The sequence below is a fragment of the Curtobacterium sp. ME26 genome (assembly GCF_903970945.1).
Lineage (GTDB): Bacteria > Actinomycetota > Actinomycetes > Actinomycetales > Microbacteriaceae > Curtobacterium > Curtobacterium citri.
On sequence record NZ_CAJCKG010000001.1, the window covers coordinates 155,919 to 181,031 of the forward strand.

20 protein-coding genes are annotated in these 25,113 nt (G+C 73.3%); 16 read left to right on the plus strand and 4 right to left on the minus strand.

Annotated features, from left to right (window positions below; genetic code table 11):
• The first annotated feature begins 151 nt into the window (after positions 1 to 151).
• The 5 genes from H7A69_RS00775 to H7A69_RS00795 all read left to right on the plus strand — a co-directional run bounded on the left by H7A69_RS00775 (position 152) and on the right by H7A69_RS00795 (position 5,864).
• The gene (locus H7A69_RS00775) at positions 152 to 1,738 is read left to right on the plus strand and encodes a DNA-3-methyladenine glycosylase 2 family protein (RefSeq protein ID WP_182045324.1); all 1,587 of its coding nucleotides are present in this window, start codon (positions 152 to 154) and stop codon (positions 1,736 to 1,738) included.
• Positions 1,735 to 2,316, plus strand: coding sequence for a methylated-DNA--[protein]-cysteine S-methyltransferase (locus tag H7A69_RS00780; protein ID WP_182045325.1), 582 nt, complete (start codon positions 1,735 to 1,737; stop codon positions 2,314 to 2,316). Before H7A69_RS00775 ends, H7A69_RS00780 begins: the two co-directional genes overlap by 4 nt.
• Before the next feature lie 160 nt (positions 2,317 to 2,476).
• The gene (locus H7A69_RS00785) at positions 2,477 to 3,337 is read left to right on the plus strand and encodes an alpha/beta fold hydrolase (protein ID WP_182045326.1); all 861 of its coding nucleotides are present in this window, start codon (positions 2,477 to 2,479) and stop codon (positions 3,335 to 3,337) included.
• Between the two features lie 34 nt (positions 3,338 to 3,371).
• A complete protein-coding gene (locus H7A69_RS00790; protein WP_182045327.1) occupies positions 3,372 to 4,244 on the plus strand; it encodes a hypothetical protein in 873 nt (290 codons plus the stop codon).
• A 144-nt stretch (positions 4,245 to 4,388) separates the two neighbouring features.
• Positions 4,389 to 5,864, plus strand: a complete 1,476-nt coding sequence (locus H7A69_RS00795) for an APC family permease (RefSeq protein WP_182045328.1) — start codon at positions 4,389 to 4,391, stop codon at positions 5,862 to 5,864.
• An 83-nt stretch (positions 5,865 to 5,947) separates the two neighbouring features.
• Here H7A69_RS00795 and H7A69_RS00800 read toward each other — a convergent pair whose 3' ends face one another.
• On the minus strand, positions 5,948 to 6,697 hold the full coding sequence (locus H7A69_RS00800) for a LysE/ArgO family amino acid transporter (RefSeq protein ID WP_259346011.1): 750 nt from the start codon (positions 6,695 to 6,697) through the stop codon (positions 5,948 to 5,950).
• 70 nt (positions 6,698 to 6,767) lie between these two features.
• Between H7A69_RS00800 and H7A69_RS00805 the strand changes: the two genes are divergently transcribed.
• Positions 6,768 to 7,688: a LysR family transcriptional regulator ArgP gene (locus H7A69_RS00805; RefSeq protein WP_182045330.1), complete on the plus strand. Its 921-nt coding sequence runs from the start codon at positions 6,768 to 6,770 to the stop codon at positions 7,686 to 7,688.
• Between the two features lie 6 nt (positions 7,689 to 7,694).
• On the opposite strand, the gene H7A69_RS00810 is transcribed toward H7A69_RS00805, so the two are convergent.
• Positions 7,695 to 8,240 (minus strand): TetR/AcrR family transcriptional regulator, encoded by a 546-nt coding sequence (locus H7A69_RS00810; RefSeq protein WP_182045331.1) that lies wholly within the window; start codon positions 8,238 to 8,240, stop codon positions 7,695 to 7,697.
• 120 nt (positions 8,241 to 8,360) lie between these two features.
• Between H7A69_RS00810 and H7A69_RS00815 the strand changes: the two genes are divergently transcribed.
• The 9 genes from H7A69_RS00815 to H7A69_RS00855 all read left to right on the plus strand — a co-directional run bounded on the left by H7A69_RS00815 (position 8,361) and on the right by H7A69_RS00855 (position 18,524).
• Positions 8,361 to 9,398, plus strand: coding sequence for an aldo/keto reductase (locus H7A69_RS00815; protein ID WP_182045332.1), 1,038 nt, complete (start codon positions 8,361 to 8,363; stop codon positions 9,396 to 9,398).
• A 388-nt stretch (positions 9,399 to 9,786) separates the two neighbouring features.
• Positions 9,787 to 11,796, plus strand: a complete 2,010-nt coding sequence (locus H7A69_RS00820; RefSeq protein WP_259346012.1) for a cellulose synthase catalytic subunit — start codon at positions 9,787 to 9,789, stop codon at positions 11,794 to 11,796.
• A complete protein-coding gene (locus H7A69_RS00825) occupies positions 11,793 to 12,533 on the plus strand; it encodes an HlyD family efflux transporter periplasmic adaptor subunit (protein ID WP_069712756.1) in 741 nt (246 codons plus the stop codon). The genes H7A69_RS00820 and H7A69_RS00825 overlap by 4 nt, the downstream gene beginning before the upstream one ends.
• Positions 12,534 to 12,611: 78 nt before the next feature.
• The gene (locus H7A69_RS00830) at positions 12,612 to 14,618 is read left to right on the plus strand and encodes a glycosyl hydrolase (protein WP_182045333.1); all 2,007 of its coding nucleotides are present in this window, start codon (positions 12,612 to 12,614) and stop codon (positions 14,616 to 14,618) included.
• Positions 14,619 to 14,692: 74 nt separating this feature from the next.
• Entirely contained in the window at positions 14,693 to 15,136 is a 444-nt protein-coding gene (locus tag H7A69_RS00835; RefSeq protein WP_182045334.1) for a hypothetical protein, read from the plus strand.
• 20 nt (positions 15,137 to 15,156) lie between these two features.
• Positions 15,157 to 16,035: a hypothetical protein gene (locus tag H7A69_RS00840; RefSeq protein ID WP_182045335.1), complete on the plus strand. Its 879-nt coding sequence runs from the start codon at positions 15,157 to 15,159 to the stop codon at positions 16,033 to 16,035.
• The gene (locus H7A69_RS00845; RefSeq protein WP_182045336.1) at positions 16,035 to 17,300 is read left to right on the plus strand and encodes a hypothetical protein; all 1,266 of its coding nucleotides are present in this window, start codon (positions 16,035 to 16,037) and stop codon (positions 17,298 to 17,300) included. Before H7A69_RS00840 ends, H7A69_RS00845 begins: the two co-directional genes overlap by 1 nt.
• Positions 17,297 to 17,956 (plus strand): ABC transporter ATP-binding protein, encoded by a 660-nt coding sequence (locus H7A69_RS00850; protein WP_182045337.1) that lies wholly within the window; start codon positions 17,297 to 17,299, stop codon positions 17,954 to 17,956. The genes H7A69_RS00845 and H7A69_RS00850 overlap by 4 nt, the downstream gene beginning before the upstream one ends.
• Before the next feature lie 70 nt (positions 17,957 to 18,026).
• Entirely contained in the window at positions 18,027 to 18,524 is a 498-nt protein-coding gene (locus H7A69_RS00855; protein ID WP_069712761.1) for a hypothetical protein, read from the plus strand.
• A gap of 59 nt (positions 18,525 to 18,583) precedes the next feature.
• On the opposite strand, the gene H7A69_RS00860 is transcribed toward H7A69_RS00855, so the two are convergent.
• Entirely contained in the window at positions 18,584 to 19,363 is a 780-nt protein-coding gene (locus H7A69_RS00860) for an Fpg/Nei family DNA glycosylase (protein WP_182045338.1), read from the minus strand.
• Between the two features lie 59 nt (positions 19,364 to 19,422).
• Positions 19,423 to 24,201 carry a DEAD/DEAH box helicase gene (locus tag H7A69_RS00865; RefSeq protein WP_182045339.1) on the minus strand — a complete coding sequence of 1,593 codons (4,779 nt, stop codon included), beginning with the start codon at positions 24,199 to 24,201 and terminating at the stop codon, positions 19,423 to 19,425.
• A 151-nt stretch (positions 24,202 to 24,352) separates the two neighbouring features.
• Here H7A69_RS00865 and H7A69_RS00870 point away from each other — a divergent pair, with 151 nt between their 5' ends.
• Positions 24,353 to 25,021 carry a PadR family transcriptional regulator gene (locus tag H7A69_RS00870; RefSeq protein WP_182045340.1) on the plus strand — a complete coding sequence of 223 codons (669 nt, stop codon included), beginning with the start codon at positions 24,353 to 24,355 and terminating at the stop codon, positions 25,019 to 25,021.
• Positions 25,022 to 25,113 lie beyond the last annotated feature (92 nt).

Sequence of the window (25,113 nt, forward strand, 5' to 3'; positions counted from 1 at the left end):
CCCCGGCCGGCGCGAGGCGCCGCCGGATCCCGCGGCGTCTCGACGCTGTGACGGTGTCTCGGTGCCACGGCGGCGTCTCGACGCCCCCGCCCGCCGCTGCCGTGTCCGATTCCCGCCAGTGCCTGTCGGTCGCCCGTGCCAGGCTGGCCGCGTGACCGACCCCGCACCGCCAGAGGCCCACCGCGCCGCGCTCCACGCCGAGCGGTACCGCGCCGTCGCCTCGCGGGACGCCCGCTTCGACGGGCAGTTCGTCACCGCCGTGCACTCCACCGGCATCTACTGCCGCCCGAGCTGCCCCGCCCGCACCCCGCGGACCGAGGGCGTGACGTTCTACCGGACGAGCGCCGCCGCCCACCTCGCCGGGTTCCGCGCGTGCAAGCGCTGCCTGCCCGAGGCGTCGCCCGGCAGCCCCGAGTGGGACCTCCGCGAGGACGTCGCCGGCCGCGCCGTCCGACTCGTCCTCGACGGGGTCGTCGAGCGGGAGGGTGTGCCCGGCCTCGCCGCACGCGTCGGCTACTCCGAGCGGCAGCTGGGGCGAATCCTGACCGAGGAGCTCGGTGCCGGACCGAAGGCCCTCAGCCGCGCCCACCGCGCCCAGACGGCGCGCACGCTCCTGACCTCGTCCGACCTGCCCGTCGCCGACGTCGCCTTCGCCGCGGGGTTCACCAGCGTCCGCCAGTTCAACGACACGGTGCGCGAGGTCTTCGCCCTCACCCCCACCGAGCTCCGTGCCCGACGGACGGCAGCGCCGACAGCCGCCGACGACGGCTGGCTGCACGTCCACCTGCCCGCCCGTCCGCCGTTCGACCTGCAGGGCCTGCTCGACTGGCACGCGCTCCACGCCCTGCCCGGGCTCGAGCACGTCGACCGCGACGCGACGGGGCGGGTCACCGCGTACGGTCGCCTGCTCGCCCTGCCGGGAGGCCCGGCCCGCTTCACCGCCTCGGCCCCCGTCCCCGGCACGGCCGGCTCGGGCGCGGGGCGCCCCGGACTCGCCCTCCGCGTCCGGCTCACCACGCTCTCCGACCTCCCGACGCTGGTGGCGCGGGTGCGGGCCCTGTTCGACCTCGACGCCGATCCCGTCGCGGTGGACGCCGTCCTCGGCACCGATCCCGTCCTCGCCCCGGCCGTCGCCCGCGTCCCGGGCATCCGGCTGCCGGGCGCGGTCGACGCGCACGAGGTCGTCGTCCGCACCCTCATCGGCCAACAGGTCTCCGTCGCCGCCGCCCGGACCGCGCAGACCCGGCTCGTGGCGGCGCTGGGCGACGCGGTGGACCCGGGCATGGCCGAGGGCGGCCTGCTCTTCCCGACCGCCACGGTGATCGCGGACCGCGGGCACGAGGTCCTCCGCGGCCCGGCCGCCCGCGTCGACACGATCCTGCGCGTCGCGGGAGCGCTCGCCGACGGGTCGCTCGTCGTCGACGGCGGACAGTCGCTCGCGGACCTGCGCGCCGGGCTCCTCGCGGTGAAGGGCATCGGACCCTGGACCGCCGACTACGTGGCCCTGCGGGTGCGGCACCACCCCGACGTCTTCCTGCACAGCGACCTCGCGGTACGGAACGGTGCACAGGAACTCGGGCTGCCCGATGGCGTGCGCGAGCTCTCCCTACGGTCGGAGCAGGTGGCGCCGTGGCGGAGCTACCTGACGATGCACTGCTGGCGTCCGATCGTCGACCGCGCGAGCGCGACGGCCGAGGCGGCGGCAGCCACGACGAACCACCAGGAGGACGAACGATGACCGCAACGAGGACGACGACGACGACGAGGACGACGACGCAGCGCGCGACGGCACGGCCGGCCGGGACCGACACGGCGACCCTGCAGACGCTGGACACCCCCGACGGGCCGTTCTCGGTGCTCGAGGACGGCGAGGGGCGCGTGCTCGCCTCCGGGTGGACGGACGACCCCGCGCGGCTGCTCGGGCGGTTGGCCGTGCGGCACCGGCCGGAGCGGGTCACCGAGGGGCGGGTGGCCGCGGCCGAGGCGGTCGACGCCTACTACGCGGGCGAGGTCGAGCACGCGATGCAGGTGCCGGTCCGGCAGCACGGTACGGAGCTCTTCACGGAGGGCTGGCGGCAGCTCCGCGCGGTCCCGGCGGGCACCGTCCTGACGTACACCGAACTCGCGGCCGCGATGGCCCGGCCGGACGCCGTGCGGGCGGCGGCGAGCGTCTGCGCACGGAACGCCCCCGCACTCTTCGTGCCGTGCCACCGCGTGCTCCGCTCGGACGGCACCCTCGGCGGCTTCGCCTGGGGGCTCGACGTGAAGCGCTCGCTCCTCGAGCGGGAGTCGGTCGGCGTCACCGCACTCGTGTGACCCCGTGCGTGCGGCCCGACCCGGCCGTCCGGGGCTGGAGCGCTCCCCCTCATTGCGGGTGGTGACGGGGGAGACCCGGGCTGCCATGCTCGGGGTACCGACCCGCACGGTCCGTCCCGAGGACCCGACGCAGCGCCGTCGCACCACCTCGTGAGGACCCATGCCCCGATCGACGCACCCCGACCAGCACCCCCCTTCCGGCGGGGCACCCGACCACGTCGACCGCACGGTGGTGTCCGCCGACGGGACCCCCATCGCGGTCTCCGAGACCGGTTCCGGTCCGGCGCTCGTGGTGGTCGGCGGCGCGTGGGACCACCACGGCACCCCGGCGGTCGACAAGATCGTCGCGGCACTGCGGGACGGGTACCGGGTCGTCACCTACGACCGCCGCGGTCGTGGTGCGAGCGGCGACACCGCGCCCTGGTCGATCGACCGTGAGGTCGAGGACCTCGCGGCCGTCGTGGCCTCGGTGGACGGGCCGGTCGACGCCGTCGGCTCCTGCGTCGGCGCCGGCGTGGTGCTCCGCGGTCTCGCGGCCGGCGTGCCGTTCGGTCGGGCCGTGCTCTGGGAGCCGCCGTACCGCGCCACGGTCGACCCGCACGGCGACGACGTCCTGTTCGCCGACTTCCTCGACGGACACGTCGCCGCCGGACGTCGGCCACAGGCGGTCCGCGCGTTCCTGTCCCGCGTGCTCGGCGTCCCGATCCCGTTCATCGCCGCCGCACGGCTGAAGCCGGGGCTGTGGCGGGCGCTCCTCGCCGACGCGCACGTCCTGGCCCGCGACGTCCGCGTGCTCAACGGCCTGTCCGTGCCCGAGCGCGTGGTCGCCTCGATCGGGGTGCCGGTGCTCGTCGCGTCCGGCGACGGCGACCCCGAGTGGATGCGCGGTGCGGCCGCTGCCCTGGCCGAGGCGCTGCCGGGGTCGCACCACCTCGTCGTCGCCGGGCAGGCGCACGTGCCCGACGCGCGTGTGCTCCGCGACCTCGTGGACCGCTTCGCCGAGGTCCCCGCCGCCGAGTGAGGTCCGGCGGTCGTCCGTGCGAGAGGATGAGGACGTGACTGCTCCCCGCCTCGGCCTGCTGCTCGACGTCGACGGACCCATCGCGAGCCCGGTGACCCGGACGATCGCGATCCCCTCGATCGTGGCGGACCTCGTCGCGCTCGCCGCCGAGGGCGTCCCGATCGTCTTCAACACGGGCCGGAGCGACGCGTTCATCCGGCAGGAGGTCGTCGGTCCGCTCCTCGACGGCGGTCTGGCTGCCGGCGGTCGGGTGCACGCCGTGTGCGAGAAGGGCGCGGTGTGGTGCTCGATCGGGCCGCAGTACGAGGGCGGGATGAGCGACCTCGCGATCGCCGAGGACCTCGCCCTGCCGCGGGACTTCGCCGACGAGATGCGCGAGCTCGTCCGTGCCGAGTACGCCGACCTGGTGTTCTTCGACGAGACGAAGCACGCGATGGTGTCGATCGAGCAGCTGGTCGAGGTCCCGAACGCCGCCTACCTCGCCCGCCAGGCCGAGTTCGACGCGAAGGCGATGGCGGCGCTCGAGCGACGGGGCCTCGGCGTCCGCCGGCTCGACGACGTCCGGCCCGATGCCGACGGCGCCGTGCAGTGGCGCGTCGACCCGACGATCATCTCGACCGACGTGGAGTCGGACCGGTCGGGCAAGGACATGGGTGCCGAGCGCGCGCTCGAGCTGCTCGCGCAGGACGGCGAGCTGCCCGTGACCTGGCGGACCGTCGGCGACTCGCGGAGCGACTACGCGATGGCGGACTGGCTGCACGCGAACGGGCACGACGTCGCGCACGTCGACGTGCGTCCTGCCGACGGGGTGCCCGCGACGCCGTACCCGGTGCTGACGGCGCCCGACGGCGTGATCCACGACGAGGCGGGCGCACGCTTCCTGGCGGACTGGCGCCGCGGGGTCTGACCCGCACCGCGGTCCGGGTGCGCCGTCCTACCGGGCCGGCACCGGGCCTCCCGGCCGTCGAGCCGCCGGTCACACACTTTGCGAGCCGGGGGGGTACACCAGTACCCTCACGGGGTCCACCGCCAGCCGACGACGGGATCCCCCATGGCACCACCCCTGCGCATCAAGTCGATCGAGGCCTCCCTCGCCGACTCCGAGGAGCAGGGCCGCTCCCTCAAGCGGTCCCTGAAGACCTTCGACATCGCCGCGATGGGCATCGCGGTCGCCGTCGGCGCCGGCATCTTCTCGGTCGGGGCGAACGCCGCCGCGAACTTCGCCGGGCCGAGCGTCATCCTGTCGTTCCTGCTCGCGGCCGTCACGTGCGGCCTGGCGATCATGTGCTACGCCGAGTTCGCCTCGACCATCCCGGTCGCGGGCTCCGCGTACACGTTCACGTACGCGACCATGGGCGAGCTGCTCGCCTGGATCGTCGGCTGGGACCTCATCCTCGAGACCCTCACCGCGAGCGCCGTCATCGCGAAGTACTGGGGCATCTACCTGAGCACCGCGTTCGGGGTGTTCGGCATCGACCTGCCGTCGACGATCCAGCTCGGCCCGATCGGCTTCACCTGGGGGCCGGTCCTCATCGTCGGCGTCTTCACGGTGCTGCTCGCCTTCGGGACGCGCCTGTCGTCCCGCGTCTCCGCCGTCATCACGGTCATCAAGGTCGCGATCGTCGTCTTCGTGATCGTCGCCGGCGCGTTCTTCGTCAAGGCCGCGAACTTCAGCCCGTTCGTCCCGCCGGCCGAGCCGTCCAAGGGCGCCGAGGGCGGTGTGCTGACGCAGTCGCTCGTGTCCTTCGTCACCGGTCAGGCGCCCGCGCAGTACGGCGTCTTCGGTCTGCTCGCCGCAGCGTCGCTCGTGTTCTTCGCGTTCATCGGCTTCGACGTCGTGGCGACCAGCGCCGAGGAGACCGAGAACCCGCAGAAGACGCTCCCGCGGGGCATCTTCATCGGCCTCGGCATCGTGACCCTGCTCTACGTCGGTGTCAGCATCGTCATCACCGGCATGGTGTCCTACCAGCGCCTGGCCCAGGAGGACGCGCCGTCCCTCGCCTCGGCGTTCGACATCGTCGGACTGCCGTGGGCCGCGGGCATCATCGCCATCGGTTCGCTCATCGGCCTGACCACCGTCGTCATGGTGCTGCTGCTCGGCCTGTCCCGCATCGTGTTCTCGATGAGCCGCGACGGCCTGCTGCCGCGCTGGTTCTCGAAGACGAACCCGAAGACGCAGACCCCGGTCCGGGTGCAGGTCGTCGCGGGCGTCGTCGTCGCGTTCATCGCCGGGTTCACCGCGGTCGACAAGCTCGAGGGCATGATCAACATCGGCACGCTGTCGGCGTTCGTGCTCGTGTCGATCGGCATCGTCGTCCTCCGGAGGACCCGCCCCGACGCTCCGCGTGCCTTCCGGGTGCCGTGGGTGCCGGTGCTGCCGATCCTGTCGGCCGTGCTCTGCTTCTGGCTCATGCTCAACCTCGAGGTCGAGACCTGGCTGCGGTTCATCGTCTGGCTGGCGATCGGCTTCGCGATCTACTTCGGCTACAGCCGTCGGCACAGCCGGGTGGGCAAGGGCCTGCAGTAGCGGCCGCTCGCTGCTCCGAACCACGGAACCGACGTCGAACCAGCTCCCGGGGCTGGTTCCACGTCGGTTCCGTGGTTCGTCGGCTACGCGCCGACGGCGAGCGCGACGCCGAAGCCGAGCATCACGACGGCGACCAGGCCGTCGAAGACCCGCCAGGTCGTCGGCCGCGCGAACAGCGGTCGGAGCAGCCGGCCGCCGTACCCGAGCGCGCCGAACCACACGCAGCTCGCCGCGACCGCGCCGACGGTCCACCACCAGCGGTCCTCGGGGCCCTGCTGGTTCGCCACCGACCCGAGGAACACGAGGGTGTCGAGGTACACGTGCGGGTTCGCCCACGTGAACACGAGCATGGTCAGGACGGCCGTCCGCAGCGACGGCACCGGTACGGCCGACCGGACGGGAGGCACGGCGCGCGTCCGCCCCGCCGGCTCCGGTCCGTCGGTCGCGTGCCCGGGTGCGCCCACCGCCGACGCGGCGCCGGCCGGCACCACCACACCGTCGTCCGTGGCGTCCTCCTCGACCCGCATGACGTCGCCCGACGGCCGCAGCGCCCGCCGGGCCGCGAGCACGCCGTAGACCACGAGGAACGCCGCCCCGACGAACCGGACCACCACGAGCGCCGCCGGGAACCGTTCGACCACGACCCCGACGCCGAGCACCCCGGCGACGATGAGGACCGCGTCCGACACCGCGCACACGACGACCGCGGCGGTGACGACCCGGACGGACGCGCTCACGGCCAGCCGGAGCAGGTACGTGTTCTGCACGCCGATCGCGACGATCAGGGCGAGGCCGGTGCCGAGTCCGGCGAGCAGGGGGAGCAGTGCGGTCACGGACTCGACGCTAGGCACGGCCCGACCTGCAGTCCAGCTCACGTCGCTGCAGCGTCGTAAGCTGCGCTGCATGCTCCGTCTGCAGCGCGACCACCTCGAGACCCTGCTGGCCGCGGTTGACCACGGGACCCTCGACGCCGCGGCGCGGGCGCTCGCGATCACCCCCTCGGCGGTCTCGCAGCGCATCAAGGCGATGGAGCAGCAGCTCGGACGGGTCCTCCTCCAGCGCACCACCCCGGTGGCGCCGACCGCCGACGGCGAGGTCGTCCTGCGGCACGCACGGCAGGCACGTCTGCTCGACGACGAGACCGCCCGGGCGCTCGGAGCCTTCGGGGGCGCGGACGGCCCGGCGGTGCCGTCGATCCCGCTCGCGGTCAACGCCGACTCGCTCGGCACGTGGTTCCTCGACGCCCTCGCCCTCGTGCGGGCCGACACCGAGGTCGTGTTCGACCTGCACCGGGAGGACCAGGACCGCACGGCGGAGCTCCTCCGGGCGGGCACCGTGATGGCCGCGGTCACGGCGGAGGCGGACCCGGTGCAGGGGTGCTCCTCGGTCCCGCTCGGCGTCGACCGGTACCGGGCCGTCGCATCACCGGCGTTCGTGGACCGCTACCTCGCCGGCGCCGACACCGAGCGTCGGATGACCGACCGGCTCGACCGGGTCCCGCTCGTCGACTACGACCGCGACGACGACCTGCAGCAGGGGTACCTCCGCCGGGTGCTCGGCCACGCTCCTCGCGGTCCGCGGCACTTCGTCCCGACCTCGGCCGACTTCGCCCGCGCGGTGTCGCTCGGCTTCGGCTGGGGGATGCTGCCCGAGGCCCAGTGCCTCGCGGGCCTGCGCAGCGGGGAGCTCGTCGAGCTCACGCCGGGCCGTCGTGCGGACGTGGCGCTGTGGTGGCAGCGGTGGAACCTGGCGTCGCCCCTGCTCGAGCGGGTCACCGACGCAGTCCGCACCACCGCCCGCGAGCGGCTCCACCCGCCGGCCTGAGGCGGATCAGGCGGTCGCGCGCCAGCGGAGCCCGTCGACGAGCAGGCCGACCAGGTGCTGGCTCTGCTCGGTCGTCGGCGCCCCGTGGCAGAGGTCGGCGACGGCACGCAGCAGCTGCCCCGCATCGAGGTCGTTCCGGATGCTCCCCGCCGCCGACGCGGCGTCGAGCAGCTCGGTGAGCGCGCCCCCGAGTCGGTCGATGAACCACGGGTGCAGCCCCTCGAAGGCCGGGTCGCCGGACTGCAGCGCGGCGGCGAGCCCGCGCTTCGTGGCGACGAACCCGGTGAAGCGCCGGAGCCAGAGCGCGAGCGCCTCGTCCGGCGCGTGGGCGGCACGGAGCTCGTCGGCGGCGTCCGCGCACTCCTCGACGGCCTGGCGGAAGACCGCGACGACGAGGTCCGAGCGCTGGGGGAAGTGCCGGTACAGCGTGCCGACGCCGACGCCGGCACGATCGGCGACGACCTTCGCCGGGGCGTCCACCCCCTGGTCGGCGAAGACCTCGCGGGCGGCGTCGACCAGGGCGTCCAGGTTGCGGCGGGCGTCGGCGCGCACGGGTCCTCCGATCGGGGGTTGCGGAAACGGAAAGCCGTTCCGTATCCTTCCGGAAGAGCGTTCCGCTTCGGACCACGATACCGCGACGGGCCCCGGGACGCCACCGACAGGAGGCACCACATGCAGTACCGCACCCTCGGCCGGACCGGCATCCAGGTCAGTCCCCTCGCGCTCGGCGCCATGATGCTCGGCACCGACGGGAGCATCGGCAACGGCGACGAGCAGGACTCCGTCCGCATCGTCCACCGCGCGCTCGACGCCGGCATCAACCTCATCGACACCGCCGACCGCTACTCGCAGGGCGGCTCCGAGGTCCTGGTCGGCAAGGCGATCAAGGGCCGCCGCGACCAGGTCGTCCTCGCCACGAAGTTCAACGGCCCGATGGGCACCGACCCGAACCGGCGCGGGAACTCCCGGCGGTGGATCACCACCGCGGTCGAGGAGTCGCTCCGCCGGCTGCAGACCGACCACATCGACCTCTACCAGGCACACCGGCCGGACGACACGGTCGACCTCGAGGAGACGCTCTCGGCGCTCACGGACCTGGTCCGGAGCGGCAAGGTGCGGGCGATCGGCTCGTCGGACTTCCCGGCCTCGATGCAGGTCGAGGCGCAGTGGACCTCGGAGCGTCGGGGACTCGAGCGCTTCCGGTCCGAACAGCCGACCTACTCGATCCTCAACCGCGGCATCGAGCGCGAGGTCCTGCCGGTCGCGCAGCGGTACGGCATGGGCACCCTCGTGTGGAGCCCGCTCGCCGGCGGCATGCTGACCGGGCGCTTCCGGCGCGGGCAGGAGAGCGACCTGGCCCGGGTCGGCATGTTCCGGCACAACCGCGACGAGCGGCGGATCGAGGCCGTCGAGCAGGTCGCCGCGCTGTCCGCGGACACGGGCATCCCGATGACGCACCTCGCGCTGTCCTTCGCGATCGCGCACCCCGGCGTGACGAGCGCGCTCATCGGGCCGCGGTCGATGGACCAGCTCGAGGACCTGCTCGCCGCCGCCGACGTCACGCTGACGGACGAGGTCCTCGACCGGATCGACGCGATCGTCCCGCCCGGGGCCGACGTCTCCCGCCTCGACCAGCAGTACGAGCCGCCGGCGCTCCTCCGCCCCGAGCTCCGCCGTCGCCCGCTGGCCGAGCGCCCGGCCGCCGTCTGACCCCGTCCCCCTCCGCAGAACGCAACGTCGGCGGTTCCTCGCAGCGCCATCCCGCTGCGAGGCGCCGCCGACGTTGCGTCTTGCGGGATCCCGCAAGAAGCGGCGGGACCGTGCCGACTTCTCCGGGGGCAGGCGCGGAGCCGGTCGGTCGGCTCGTAGTGTTCGGGACGACCGACGGCGACGGGCCGTCGACGCACGACCGCTCCGACACACCGAACACCGCGACCGCACCCTCGGTCGCGGACCCCGGCGTGGGCCCCGAAGCCCCGCCGGATGCGACCCTCCGGGGTCCGACCCATGTCGCCACAGCCGCCGACGCCCGTCTCGCGTTCCACCGGCGTCCCTGCCCGCGGCCCGCGAGTCTCTCCCGACCCGACTGGAGACCCGCATGTCCGCACCCACGGACGTCCGTCGCTCGCGCGCGGACGCCAGCAAGCACGACGTCAGCAAGCACGACGTCAGCAAGCACGCCGTCAGCACGCACGCCGCCGACCAGCACGCCGCCACCGTTGCGCCGCCGACCCCGGTGCCGGCCCGCCGCAGCGTCCCGCCGCAGTCACCCGACGTCCCGGCCCTGCTGCCCGGCAGCGACGTCGGCACGGCGCTCCCGCAGCAGCTCGTCACCCGCGACCGCGACCGAGCACGTCGTCGCCGCGCCTCCGTGCAGGTGCCGAACGTGCGCCCGCGCTCCGAGAGCCGCGCGCACAGCCCCGTCATGGTGCTCATCGTGCTCGTCGCCACGCTCGGCGTGATGGCGTACGCCGTGTTCCTGCTCGACCCCGCGAACCGCGGCGACTTCCTGCCCTACGGGCTCGTGATCGTGGCGGAGAGCGTGCTCGTCGGCCAGGCCCTGCTGTCGATGTGGACGATCCTGTCCGGTGGTGCCGACCCCCGCGACTTCGCCTTCCACCAGACGCAGGACACCCTGTTCGACCGCGACGCGATCAGCCACGACGGGCTCGCCGACCAGCCGCACCGCTGGCCGATGCACGTCCGCGGGCAGCAGGTCGAGGTCGACGTCTTCATCACGGTGTACGGCGAGGAGCTGTCGAAGATCGCCGCGACCGTGCAGGCCGCCGTGGCGATGCGCGGCGAGCACCGCACGTGGGTGCTCGACGACGGCCGGAGCGACGAGGTGCAGGCGCTCGCCGCCGAGCTCGGCGCCCGGTACGTCCGCCGCCTGTCCTCGCACGGGGCCAAGGCCGGCAACATCAACCACGCCCTGACGCTGGCGAAGGGCGACTACTACGCGGTGTTCGACGCCGACTTCGTGCCGGCACCGGACTTCCTGTTCGAGACCGTCCCGTTCTTCGCCGACGACTCGATCGCGTTCGTGCAGACGCCGCAGACCTACGGCAACCTGCACAACCTCGTCTCCCGCGGCGCCGGCTACATGCAGACGGTGTTCTACAAGTTCATCCAGCCCGGCCGGAACCGCTTCAACGCCGCGTTCTGCGTCGGCACGAACGTCATCTTCCGCCGCAGTGCGATCGACGACATCGGCGGGATGCACACCGACTCGAAGTCCGAGGACGTCTGGACCAGCCTGATGCTCCACGAGCGCGGCTGGAAGTCGGTCTTCATCCCGATGACCCTGGCCGTCGGCGACGCGCCGGAGACGATCGAGGGCTTCACCAAGCAGCAGTTGCGCTGGGCGACCGGTGGCTTCGAGATCCTGCTCACGCACTTCCCGTTCAACCCGAAGCACCGGCTGACGATGGACCAGCGCCTGCAGTACCTCGTCACCGCGAGCTTCTACCTGACGGGCATCGTCCCCGGGCTGCTGCTCCTCGTGCCGCCGCTCGAGATCTACTTCGACCTCCGCCCGATGAACCTGTCGATCGGCGCCGGCGAGTGGGTCCTGTTCTACCTCGGCTTCTACTTCACGCAGGTCCTGCTCGCGTTCTACGCCCTCGGGTCCTTCCGGTACGAGACGCTCCTGCTCGCCGCGGTGTCGTTCCCGATCTACGCGAGCGCGCTCTGGAACGTGCTGTGCGGCAAGGAGCAGGCGTGGCACGTGACCGGCGCCGGCCGTGGCAGGACCCCGTCGCCCTTCAACTTCATCGTGCCGCAGGTCCTCGTCTTCGTCTTCCTCACGCTGACGAGCGTGGTCGCCGTCTGGCGTGACCTCGGCAACGGGCAGCTGACGCTCGCCACCGCCTGGAACATCACGAACACGCTCGTCTTCGCCGCCTTCATCGTCGCGGCGTTCCGCGAGCAGGCCCGGAACCGCGTCGCCGACCGCGCGCAGACCCCCGGCGAGGCGGTCCGCCCGGCGACCCCGCTGGCGCAGGCCCCGGCCAGCCCCGTCCGGACGACCGTCGTCCGGCCCGACACCCTCGAACCCCAGCGCGCCGCGATCGCCGGCGTCGCGATGCAGGACGGACACCGCGCATGACCTGGACCAACCGACTCCGACTGTTCGGCGGCCTCGTGGTCGTGCTCGTGATCGTCGCCGCCTGCACGCTCGTCTTCAACCAGCGCCAGAGCGCCGTCGCGAGCACCTCCGCCGCGATCGCCGCCCAGGAGTACGCCGTGGGCACCGACTACGGCGGAACGGTCACCGAGGAGTACGTCGAGGAGGGCGACTCGGTCACGAAGGGCGCGAAGCTCCTGCAGGTGCAGAGCCTGCAGCTCGCGCAGGACATCCGGAAGGGCGTCGTCGGCGCGGACACGCAGACGAGCGCCTACGACATCGGCGAGGACGGCCTCATCACCTTCAAGGCCGAGGTCTCCGGCACGGTCGCGAAGGTCGACGTGAAGACCGGCGGCTACGTGCAGGCCGGCTCGGAGCTGGGCACCATCCACAAGGAGGACAGCCTCTTCGTCACCTCGACCTTCACCGTCACCGCGCGCGACTACGGCCGCATCCGCAACGGTGCCCAGGTCGACCTGCGCCTGCCCGACGACCGCACCGTCCGCGGCACGGTGCAGAGCGTCAGCGTCGAGACGAGCGACGACGGCCGGGCGAAGACCACCGTCGACGTGCAGAGCCCCGAGCTGTCCGCCTCGCCGTCCTCCGGCATCACGAGCCCCGGCACCCCCGTCGACGCCACGCTGCACCTGCGTGACGACGGTGCGCTCGCCGGCGTCTCGGACATGGTCCGCGACTTCTCCCGGCAGATCGGGCTGTAGCCGGTGCGTCGCCCCCACCGGACCGCAGGCCGCCCTGCGGGCGCTCGCCGCGCCTCCCGTCCGCTCCTGCTCGTCCCCGTGCTGACCGCCGTCGCCCTGCTCGCCAGTGCGTGCACCGGGCCGGGAGGCGCGGATCACCCGACCTCGTCGGCCGCCGCCTCCGACGCGGCCGCCGCGACCGACGGGGTCGCCCAGGCGCGCGCGGTCGCCGCCCTGGGCGACGTCGCGACGTCGACGGTCGGCGCGATGCGCCTGGCGGACGGGCTGACCCCGCCCACCAACCGCTGGTTCTCGGGACTCGTCTTCGGCGACGCCCCGCAGCCGGTGTTCCCCACGCCGATCTCGTGGCAGGTCACCGGCGGCGGCTTCGCCGCGGGGCTGCCGGACGTCACGGCCACCGAGAAGACGATCGCCGCCGGCGCGGTGCCGCAGGTCGGGTTCGACCTCGGTGCGACGAGCACGCTCGTGTCGGCGTACGACGCGGTCTCGGTGACCGTCGAGCACCGCGACGGCGACACGGTCCTCGGACACTCGGTGGTCGCCGAGGGCTCGCCCCTCGTCACCTACACGGCCGCCCGCGGCGAGACGATCACGGCCACCTCGCCGATGACCCCGACGGGCGACGCCACGGCGACGCTGTCCGGCGGCGGCCGGACCTGGCAGGTCGTCGTCCGCGACGGGTCGCTCGACACCACCGGCGTCACACTGCGGCGGGGCGGCTCGGTGGTGCTGCTGCCGACGCCCGACGGCGCGTCGGCTGCGCAGGTCGCCACGCTCCGTGACGCCGCCCGGCCGCTCGGCGGGTCCAACCTCGAACGCCGCGCGTCGGGTGGGTCGCAGCGCACGACGCTGTCGTACGACTTCGACGGCGGCGCCGGCGTGCTCGTCCCGCAGCCGGGGCAGGGCACGACGGGCCTCCGGTGCACCGGACTCCGGGTCGCGACGCTCATGGGCCCGGCGCCGGTGTGCACGGGGACGGCACTCCGCTTCGCCGTCGACACCGTGACGCCCTCGGACCGGCTGGACCTGTCCGGGCTGTCGTCCGGCGAACGCGAGACCCTGGCGGCACAGGTCCGGGAGGACGCCGCGGAGGTCGATGCGTCGTCGTACGCCGCGGACACCTACGGCGGCGGCAAGGACCTGTACCGCGTCGCGACCCTGTACCGCCTGGCGGTGTCCCTCGGCCTCGACGACCAGGCCTCGGCACTCCGGACCTCGATCGTCGGCGAGCTCGACCAGTGGTTCGACCCGTCCGGCTGCGGGGACCGCACCGCGCGGTGCTTCCTCGCCGACCCGACCGTCCACGGTCTCGTCGGGCAGCAGGCGTCGTTCGGCTCCGACGAGTTCAACGACCACCACTTCCACTACGGGTACCTGCTGTCGGCGGCCGCGATGGTGGCGGACGGCGACGAGGGGCTCGTGTCCCGGTGGCGGACCGTCGCCGACCTCGTGGCCGCGGACATCGCCTCGCCCACCGCGACCGAGTCGTTCCCGGCGCTCCGCGTCTACGACCCGTACGCGCAGCACTCGTGGGCGTCCGGGTACTCGCCCTTCGCCGACGGCAACAACCAGGAGTCGTCCTCCGAGGCGGTCTCGGCCTGGAACGGTGTCGCCCGCTGGGGTGCGGTGTCCGGCTCGTCGTCGCTCGAGTCGACCGGCACCTGGCTGCTGTCGAACGAGGCGGCCTCCGCGCAGCGCGACGTGCTCGACCCGGACCTGTCGGCGTTCCCCGGGTTCACGCACCGCGTGGTCTCGCTGACCTGGGGTGGCAAGCGCGACCACGCCACCTGGTTCAGCGCGGCGGCGGCGGCCCCGGCGGGCATCGAGCTGATCCCGATGCCCGCGATGGCCGGCGAGTACGTCGGCGCCGGCGGGGAGCGGCAGATCCAGCGGGTGCTCGACGAGGCCGTGCCGGACGGTCGCTACGACGTGCAGTTCGGGGACTACCTGCTCATGTACCGGGCGCTCGGCGGGAAGGCCGAGGCGGCGGCGGCGCTGACGGCGGCGGAGCGGCTGCCGGACGCGGTGATCGACTCGGCGAACACCCGGTCGTACCTGCTGGCCTGGATCATGACCCGGGGGTAGACACCCCGTCCCACCTCTGCGAGAGTGGTCCTGCCGGTGATCTTCCACATTTCACCGGCAGGACTGGAGGGGTCATGAGGAAGCACACTGCACGGAAGATCTCCGCCGCCATCGGCGGCATCGGCATCGTCGCGGGAGTCGTCATCGGGGTCGCGCCGGCGGACGCGGCAGAGCGGGGGATCCTCGGCGGCTGGAGCGAGCGTGACGGCACCACCGGTGAGGGCCGATCGCTGGGCGGGGAGGACCTGCGCGCGGGCCCGAACCACCGGGGGACGGCCGAGTCGACCACGATCGGCGGGACGTCGCACAAGCGCGCGCACGGCTGGACGACCTGGGCGGGTGTACGCCACTACACCACGGCGCAGCTCGAACACTACTGGCCGGCGAGCGGTGTGATCGCGACGTCCGGGCGGAAGTACGGCACCGGCGGGACCGAGGCGGTCTCGCCCTGGAAGGCGTTCAACCCGAACGCCCCGAGCAACGGCAACGGTCAGGCGCGGACCTACTACGGCCGGTGAGCAGGAGTCAGGCCTGCCTGGTGGCAGCGCTCGTCAGCATCGCGATGGTGCTCGTCGCCCTGCTCTCGGTGTTCTCGGCACGCAAGGACGTGCTGGTCGCCGAGGGAGCCGACCTCGCGACGTCGGAGAGCATCCTCGTCGACGCACGACTGCAGGACATCCTCGCGCACGCCGACCGGTTCGCGACGGGGACGCGGGTCTTCAAGGAGATCGATCCCGACACCCGCGTCGTCGCGTTCGTCTCCGGTGGCTGGACCGACGTGCCGCTGCATGCCGGGCGAGCCCTGACCGGCACCCCCGGTGAAGCACTGGTGGGCGCCGGTCGGGCTCGGGGGGAGACGACCATCGACGTGGCGGGACAGCGATCCACGGTGGTCGGTCGTCTCGGCGTCCGAGCAGCGAGCCTGCTCGAGGAGCAGGCGGTCATCGTCCGGCCGACGCTGTTCGCCGACACCCCGGAGCGCCTGCGGGTGGACGGTCCGCAGGTCGCGCAGCGGTTCCGGTCGGTGTTCCCGGACCACTCGGTCGAGATCGTCGGGTCGGGTGCCGAGCGTCGGACGAACGTCGACGTCGTCACGCCGGTCCTGACGGCAGCAGGGTGGGGTGCCGCCGTCGTCGTCCTGATCGCAGCGGCCGTGGCTGCAGCGGCCGCGGAACAGCGGGTCCTGCGGGTCCGGAACCTCGTCGGTGCCGCTCCGTCCTCGCTCGTGGTCGGCGTGCTCCTGCGCTCGGTGACGGTCCTGGTCGTGTGTACGGCCGCGGCCTCGGTCACGAGCAGCGCCGTCGCGGGCTCGCTCTTCGTCCGCCCGGACGTCGCGCCGTGCCTCGGCGCGCTCGGGTGCGGCTTCCTGATGGCCGTGAGCGCTCTGCTGTTGACGGGACGCCGCCGGTGGAACTGATGCGGGACGTCCGGCGGACCGGCCCGTTGGTGCTCGCGAAGGTGGTGGTGCTGGTGCTCGTGTCGCTCTCGCTGTACGGCTTCGGCACCTTCGTGCAGTCCACCGCCCTCGCGGTCGACCGCCGTCTGTCCGATCGCGCGGACGTCGACCTCTACACGATCATCGACCGCTTCACCGGGGACCCCGACGGCTTCGAGCGGTTCCGTGCTTCCGAGGCCGACGTCGACCGGCTCGCTGCCTTCGTCGATGCCCTCGACGAGCAACAGGGCATCGAGCGCATCTCGGCGTACGACCAACCGCTCGTCCTGACGGACCCTCCGGCGGACGATCGGTTCGACGTCGGCTACGGCACGGAGTACACGCTGCGCGGGGAGTACCACGACGAACGCGGCAGGACCGTGCGGGACGTCAAGTCCGTGCAACTCGACGAGCAGGCATGGGACTTCGCCGGTCTCGAGGTGGCCGAGGGCACGGAACCGTCGTGGGACGCCGTCGACTACGGACGGTCCGTGCCCGTCGTCCTCGGCGCGGACTACGCGGGAAGGTACTCGATCGGAGACGAGCTCTCGGCGACCCTGCTCTTCCGCGAACTCCGTCTCGTGGTCACCGGTTTCCTCCGTCCCGACGCCGACATGTACTTCCGGGGCGACCTCGAGCACCACGTGGACGACGCCGTGCTGCTGCCCTACCCGGCCCGTCTCGCAGGCCTGGCGCGATCGGACCTGGAGTTCGCAGGTCTGCTGGGCTTCCAGGTGCTCAACGGCGATCTGGCGGTGGACCGTGACCTGACCGTCGACGACGTCCTCGCGATGCTCGGTGCCATCGGTGCTGCGACCGGGTTCACCGAGTACTCGCTGACCGGTGTCCCGACGTACGTCGTGCAGCTCGCGTCGGTCCGTCAGCTCGTGCAGGACAACCTGCAGCTCCTCGGCGCAGTCCTCGTCCTGATCGTCCTCGCCGGAGGGACGGCGTCGGCGTTCCTCGGCCGACTCGTCGCTGCTCGCCGTCTGCCGGTCTGGTCCGCGTACTGGGTCACCGGTCGCGACACCGCCGCACTGGCACGCATGTGGGCACCGCTCTGGCTCGCGGAACACGTCGTCGGGCTCGCCGGCTTCGCACTCGTCTGCTCGGCACTGCCAAACCGTCACGGCGTGCCCTTCCTCACCGTCCTCGCCTTCGGCGCCGTGTGGGTGGCCATCGACGTCGGCGCCCAGATCCGCGCCGTCGCGCGAGCGACCTCCCCACGATCAGGAGTCTCCGGGTGATCTCGCTCGATTCGATCTCGAAGTCCGTCCGCGAGCCGAACGGACGGGTGCGGTCGATCTTCGAGGACCTCCGGTTCACGCTGGCCGATGACGACCGCTCCGTGGCGGTGCTCGGCAGGAGTGGTTCGGGCAAGAGCACGCTCCTGCGCATCCTGAGCGGACTGGACCTCGAGTACAGCGGCGTGCACACGTTCGTCGGTAGCCGCCTGCCGAGACGTCGGGGCGACCTGGCGCGCTACCGCCGGGACCACATCGGTGTGGTCACTCAGTCGTACGACCTCCTGTCCGACCGGACGGCGCTCGCGAACGTCCAGCTCGGGTGTCCGCAGCGGTCCGGGTCTGCCGCCCTCGCACGACGTGCACTCGGGCTCGTCGGTGCCGGTCACCTCGCCTCCCGGCGGGCAGCACGGCTCTCGGGTGGCGAAGCGCAACGCGTTGCCATCGCCCGCGCCGTGGTGGGTCGACCGGCAGTGGTGCTGGCGGACGAACCGACGGGTGCCCTCGACGAGGAGACCGAGCTGGACGTCCTGCAGCTCTTCGACGACCTGCAGTCGACCGGCATGCGGTTCGTCATCGCGACGCACAGCTCGCGAGTGGCGGAGCGCTGCTCCCGACGAGTCCTCATCCGGGACCGACGACTCGTCGACCTGGCGTGAGGATGTGTGTCGATTCGCTTCCCGGACGCTCTGGGATGTTCCTCGGGCACCGCCGCCTACCGTGCACGGCATGACCACGCGAGCCAAGACCGCCACCGCGCTGCTCGGCGCTGCCACCCTCGCCCTGCTCCTGACGGCGTGCGACCCCGGGGGCGCGCAGAACATCGACCCGGTGGGCAAGGTCCCCGGCGACCAGGAGAAGTCGCAGTCCGCCGACTGCGCGGTCGCCTCGAGCAACGCCGTCGACGCCATCGGTACCGCGGTGGGCCCGCACGACACCACCGACATCGCGAGCGTGGCCGAGGGTGACGGCGGCTGGTACCTGGCGGCGTCCATCGTCCCGTCGGACAGCAAGGACGCGAACGACGACGAGCTCACGATCTGGGCCACCACGTCGGACCCGACCGCCGAGGACTTCGACGGCACGATCTACGCGGTGAACCAGACGGCGAAGGAGGCCACCGCGGACGAGTCGCAGTCGGCATCGCCGGCGCCGAGCTCGTTCAGCGCCGACTCCGACGCCGCGAAGCGCGCCGAGAGCTGCGCCGTCGAGGCCGCCGACCGCTGAGGCACCGCAGCCGCTGAGTCGCTGAGCCGCTGACCCGCTGAGCGCTCGTTGCCGGTCCGTCAGCTCTGGCAGCGCGGGCACCAGTAGGTGTCCCGCAGGGTGAGCTCGGAGTCGCCGAGCTCACCGCGCCGCACCGGCGTGCCGCAGCGGAGGCACGGCTTGCCCGCCCGGCCGTAGACCCAGAACCGCCGCCCCGGGCGGTCCACGCCCGTGGTCACGCGGTGGCTCCGGTCGCGGTTCGTCGTGATGAGCCGACTGGCGAGCGCGATCACCCGCGCCGGGTCCTGCACCTGGCCGACCGGTCGCGTCGGCAGGACGCCGCGGAGGAAGCAGAGCTCGTTCCGGTAGACGTTGCCGAGGCCCGCGAGCACGCGCTGGTCGAGCAGGGCGAGCCCGATCGGCCGCTCGGGGTCGGCGGTCAGGTTGGCGAGTGCCACGTCGGCGTCCCAGTCGGGGCCGAGCAGGTCCGGCCCGAGGTGTCCGACGACCTCGGACTCCTGGTCGCGGGGGACGACCTCGAGCACCCCGAGCGTGAACCCGACGGTCGAGACGTCTGCCGCGTCGAGCACCACGCGGGCCTGGTGGGTCGGCCGTCGCCACCGCTCCCCGGGGGCGTAGACGTCCCACCGGCCCTCCATCTTGAGGTGCGAGTGCACCGTGAGGTCGCCGATGCGGTGCAGCAGGTGCTTCCCGCGCGGCACGACCTCGTCGACGGTGCGGCCGACCAGGTCGAGCGTCGCGAACGCGGGGACGCGGAAGTCCGACCGGGTCAGGACCTTGCCGGCCAGCGCCTCGTGCAGACGTCGGGCGGCGCGGAAGACGGTGTCACCCTCGGGCACGGCGCACCTCCGTCCGTCGTCGTGCGTCCCGCTCGTCCGGTCGGGAGGCCCTGGTCGCCTCAGACACGCAGCCGCAGTCCCTGCGGGGTCGCGGTGAACCCCGCCTCCCGCAGTGCCGACCCGAGTTGCGACTCGAGCACGAAGTCACCGTCCACCCGCTCGACCGCGAGCTTCCGGAGCCCGCTGCGCACGACACCGGCGATCGACCGCGCCGCGACCGCCAGGTCCGCCGGGTCGTCGGTGAAGGTCAGCACCGACTTGCCCCCGCGCTCGACGTAGACCGCGAGTCGCCCGTCCACCGTCGTGACGAGTGCACCGGCCTTCCGCCCCGGACGGTGGCCGCGGCCGGTCGTCGTGGTCGCCGCCGGTGCCGGGTCCGTGCCGGGTCCGGCGTCCGGATCGGCCGGGGCGTCCTCGGACGGCCACGGCAGCGCGGCACCGTAGGGGTTCGCCGGGTCGGTCGCCGCGAGGGTCAGTGCCTGGCGCTCGCGGTCCGGGTCGGCGCGTTCGTCGTCCTCGAGGTCGCGGGCGTAGGTGCGGAGGCGGTCGATGGTCGGGCCGGTCGCGAACTGCGCCGCGCCGAGTCCCTCGACGAAGTACCCGCGACGGGCTCGTCCGGACTCCTCGAAGCGGCTGAGGACGCGGTACACGCCGGCGAACCCGCCGCGGACGCCCTCGACCTGCACGGCGCCGCGGGTGACGACCCCGTAGCGCTCGAGCAGCTGTTCCGCGGTGGCGGCCGCACGCAGGGTCGAGTCGGACTCCGCCAGGGGCAGGATCGACCAGCGTCCACCGACCGAGGGCGGTCCCGACTGGGACGGCAGCGTCGGGCGTCGACGACCGCGGTAGGCCCGCGCCCGCGGCGCGCTCGTGCTCTTCGCCCTGCCGCCGAGCATCGCCCGCAGCGGCGCGAAGGTGTCGTTCGTGATCTGCCCGTCCCAGACGAGGTCCCAGAGGGCGGTCGTCAGCGCCTGGTCGTCGGTGCTCCCGACGGCCTGGCCGAGCTGTCGGAAGAAGTACGCGCCGCCGCCGGCCAGGGCGCCGAGGACGTCACGCTGGAGCTCGGTGGTCTCGTCGCCCGCCGGCTCGGCCAGCGTGGTCGCCGCGGACTCGGCGAGGTGCAGCCGCACCCAGCCGTCGTTGCCCGGCAGCGTGCCGCCGCCGGACCACAGGACCTCGCCCGTCGCCGTCAGCTCGTCGAGCATGCTCGTGGAGTAGTCGGTCACGCGCGACGGCAGCACGAGGGTCTCCCACGCACTCGCGGGCAGGGCGACCCCGGCGAGCTGGTCGATGACCTGCAGCACGCCGTCGACGCCGCGCAGACCCCCGCGGGTGCCCGGCGCCTGGACGTGCTGCCACGCCGTCAGGAACCGGGCGAGGGCGTCGGGGGCGACCGGTTCGACCTCGTGCCGGAGCGCCGCGAGCGACTTCGTGCGGATGCGGCGCAGGACCTCGGCGTCGCACCACTCGGCGCCCTGGCGGTCCGGGCGGAACTCGCCCTCGACGACACGGCGGTCGGCGACGAGGCGCCGCAGGGTGTCCTGCACGACGGCGACACCGAGGCCGAGGCGCGTGGCGGCCTCCTGCGCGGAGAACGGGCCGTGCGATCGCGCGTACCGGCCGACCAGGTCACCGAGCGGATCGGCGACGGGTTCGACGAAGGCGGTGGGGACGCCGATCGGCAGGGGGACGCCCAGGGCGTCACGGAGGCGGGAGGCGTCCTCGATCACGGCCCACCGGGTGGTGCCGCCCTGCGAGAACGACAGCACGCGCCGGTCGCGCTCCAGCGTCTCGAGCGCGCTGCGCAGCGTGCTGGCGGCGGTCGCGCCGTCCGCGACATCTGCGTCCGCCGCAGCGTCGGCACCGGCAGCATCGGCGCCACCCGCAGCGTCCCCCGCCACGGACGGGGCCAGCCAGCTCCGCTCGACGACCTCGGACAGCTCGAGGGCCCCGACGAGCCGCAGGACGTCGACGACGCCCTCGGCATCGCGCGCCCGTCGGTCCGGCGAGAGCCGCTGGAGGTCGCGCTCGACGGAGGCGATCACGGCGGGGTCGAGCAGCTCGCGGAGCTCCGCCCGGCCGAGGAGCTCCCCGAGCAGGGTCGAGTCGAGCGACAGGGCGGCGGCCCGCCGCTCGGCGAGGGGCGAGTCGCCCTCGTACATGAACGCGGCGACGTACCCGAACAGGATCGACCGCGCGAACGGCGACGGCTGCTCGGTCTCGCGCTCGACCAGGCGGATGCGCCGCTCGGCGATCTGGTCCGAGATGTCGAGGAGCGCCGGCACGTCGTAGACGTCCTTGAGCACCTCGCGCACGGTCTCGAGCACGATCGGGAACGTCGGGTACTTCCGGGCGACCTCGAGCAGCTGCGACGCCCGCTGGCGCTGCTGCCAGAGCGGGGAGCGCTGTCCGGGGTTCCGGCGCGGCAGGAGGAGCGCCCGCGCGGCGCACTCGCGGAAGCGTGCGGCGAACAGCGCCGAGCCCCCGACCTCGTCGGTGACGAGGGCCTCGAGGTCGTCGCGCTCGAACACGAACAGGTCGGCGCCGGGCGGCTCCGCGTCGGTCTCCGGGATGCGGACGACGATGCCGTCGTCCGCCGCCATGGCGTCGCCGTCGATGCCGTGTCGCTCGCGCAGGCGCGCCCCGACCGCCAGGGCCCAGGGCGCGTGCACCTGCATGCCGTACGGCGAGTGCAGGATGAGCCGCCAGTCGCCGAGTTCGTCGCGGAAGCGCTCGACCACGAGCGTCGTGTCGTTCGGCACGTGTCCGGTCGCCGCGCGCTGGTCGCGGAGGAAGGTCAGCAGGTTCGTGACGGCGCGGTCGTCGAGGCCGGCGGTGGCCACGCGGACCCGGGCGTCGTCGTCGGACGCGGCGTCGACCTCGCGCACGAAGGCGCCGGTCGCGCGGCCGAGCTCGGCGGGCCGACCGATGCCGTCGCCCTTCCAGAACGGCACGCGTCCGGGCTGCCCGAAGGCCGGGCTGACGATCACGCGGTCGTGCGTGATCTCCTCGATCCGCCAGCTCGTGGCGCCGAGGGCGAAGACGTCGCCGACGCGGGACTCGTAGACCATCTCCTCGTCGAGCTCGCCGACGCGGGACGCCTTCTCGCCGACCATGAACACGCCGAACATGCCGCGGTCGGGGATCGTGCCACCGCTCGTCACCGCGAGTCGCTGGGCGCCGGGACGACCGGTCAGGGTGCCGTGCACGCGGTCCCACACCAGGCGCGGGCGGAGCTCGGCGAACTCGTCGCTCGGGTAGCGACCGGTCACCAGGTCGAGCGTCGCCTCGAACGCCGAGCGGGGCAGGGAGCTGAACGGGGCGCTGCGGCGGACCAGCTCGAACCAGTGCTCGACGTCGACGGTGTCGATCGCCCCGGCCGCGACGGTGTGCTGCGCGAGGACGTCGAGCGGGTTCGCGGGCACCGAGATCGACTCGATCTGCCCGGACACCATGCGCTCGACCGTCACCGCGCTGTTCACGAGGTCGGCGCGGTGCTTCGGGAAGAGCACCCCGCGGGAGATCTCGCCCACCTGGTGCCCGGCGCGCCCGACGCGCTGCAGGCCGCTGGCGACCGACGGCGGGGCCTCGACCTGCACGACGAGGTCGACCTCGCCCATGTCGATGCCGAGCTCGAGCGAGCTCGTCGCCACCACGCAGCGGAGCCGTCCGGACTTCAGGTCGTCCTCGATGATCGCGCGCTGGTCCTTCGACACGGAACCGTGGTGCGCCCGGGCGAGGACCGGCACGGCGGGGTCGGACCCGCCGCCCTCGGTCTGCCCGGACTGCCCGATCAGCTGCGCCGGCGGGCGCTTCGGCTGGGCGACCGGTGCGTGCGCGGAGGCGTGCCCCGGGGACTGCGTGACGGCGGCCCCTCCGGCGGCCACCGCGACGGGGGTCTCCGCGGCCGCGAGCACCCGTTCCTCGTGGATCTCGTTGAGCCGGGCGGTCAGGCGTTCGGCCAGCCGCCGGGAGTTCGCGAACACGATCGTCGAGCGGTGCTCCTCGATGAGGTCGACCACGCGTTCCTCGACGTGGGGCCAGATCGACCCGTTCGTCGGCGACTCGGTCGCGTCGGCCCCGACGGGCGGTGCGCCGAGCTCGGTCATGTCGTCCACCGGCACGACGACCCGCAGGTCGAACGTCTTCTGCGCCGGCGGCGCGATGATCGTGACCGGTGCGCGGCCGCCGAGGAAGCGCGCGACCTCCTCCGCCGGACGCACCGTCGCGGACAGGCCGATGCGCTGCACGGGCTTGTCGAGCAGGTCGTCGAGCCGCTCGAGCGAGACGGCGAGGTGCGCGCCGCGCTTCGACGACGCGACGGCGTGGACCTCGTCCACGATGACGGTGTCGACGTTGACCAGGGTCTCGCGCGCGCTCGACGTGAGCATCAGGTACAGCGACTCGGGCGTCGTGATGAGGATGTCCGGCGGCTGGCGGAGCAGGCGCTGCCGGTCGGAAGAGGGCGTGTCACCGCTCCGGACGCCCACCGTCACCTCGGGCGGCTCGGTGCCGAGCCGGCGTGCGGTCTGCGTGATGCCGACGAGCGGGCTGCGCAGGTTGCGCTCGACGTCCACGCCGAGCGCCTTGAGCGGGGAGACGTAGAGCACGCGGGTGCGCTGCTTGGCGGGCGGACGGTCCGTCGCGCTGATGAGCCTGTCGATCGACCAGAGGAACGACGCGAGCGTCTTGCCCGACCCGGTCGGCGCGATGACCAGGGCGTGCTGCCCGGTGGAGACCGCGTCCCAGGCGCCGGCCTGCGCGGCGGTCGGTGCGGGGAACGCGCCGCGGAACCACTCCGCGGTCGCGGGGGAGAAGCGCTCGAGGACGTCCGTCATGGTCCGTCCCATCCTGCCCGCCGCCACCGACAGCAGACCGAGTGCGACCGACCGCTTGACAAGCCGATCGGTAGCGATCTATCGTTACTACATCGCGATACGAACGGAACGGATCGCGAGCCCACTTCACCACCGACAGGAAGGAGTCATCATGCACCCCTCGTACGATGACCTCGACAGCACCACGCCCCGCCGCGGCCAGCGCGGCTCCGGTCCGCGCGGCCCCCGCTTCGGCGGCGCGCGGCAGCACCACGGCCACGGCTTCCCCGGCCGCGACCGCGGTGACCACGACCACGGTGGACGGGGCGGCTTCGGCCCCGGACGCGGCTTCGGCCCGGGCTTCGGCCCCGGGTTCGGCGGCGGTCCCGCCTTCGGCCGCGAGCGTCGCCGACGCGGCGACGTCCGCCTCGCGATCCTCGGCCTCCTCGCCGAGGGGCCGCAGAACGGCTACGCCGTGATCAAGACCATCGCCGAGCGCACCGGCGGCGCCTGGAAGCCGAGCCCCGGCTCGGTCTACCCGACGTTCCAGCAGCTCGTCGACGAGGACCTCGTCGTCTCGACCGGTGACGGCCGCAAGACGCTCTTCGAGCTCACCGACGCCGGCCGGGCCGAGGCCGAGGCGAAGGCGGCGGAGATCACCGCCGCGTTCGACGCCGCACCGGGCATGCCCGACACGCAGCGCGAGTTCGTCGAAGCGCTCCGGAAGACCATGGGCGTGCTGCACGTCTACCGGTCGAACGCGGACGACGAGCAGACGAAGGCCGCGACGGCGAAGATCGACCAGCTCCGCAAGGACCTGCTGCAGATCCTCGCCGACTAGCGGCACGTGTCTCGACGTACCCACCGACGGACGGGAGGCGCGTGGCGGGCCCGCCACGCGCCTCCCGTCCGTCGTCCGGTCACTCGGTCGAC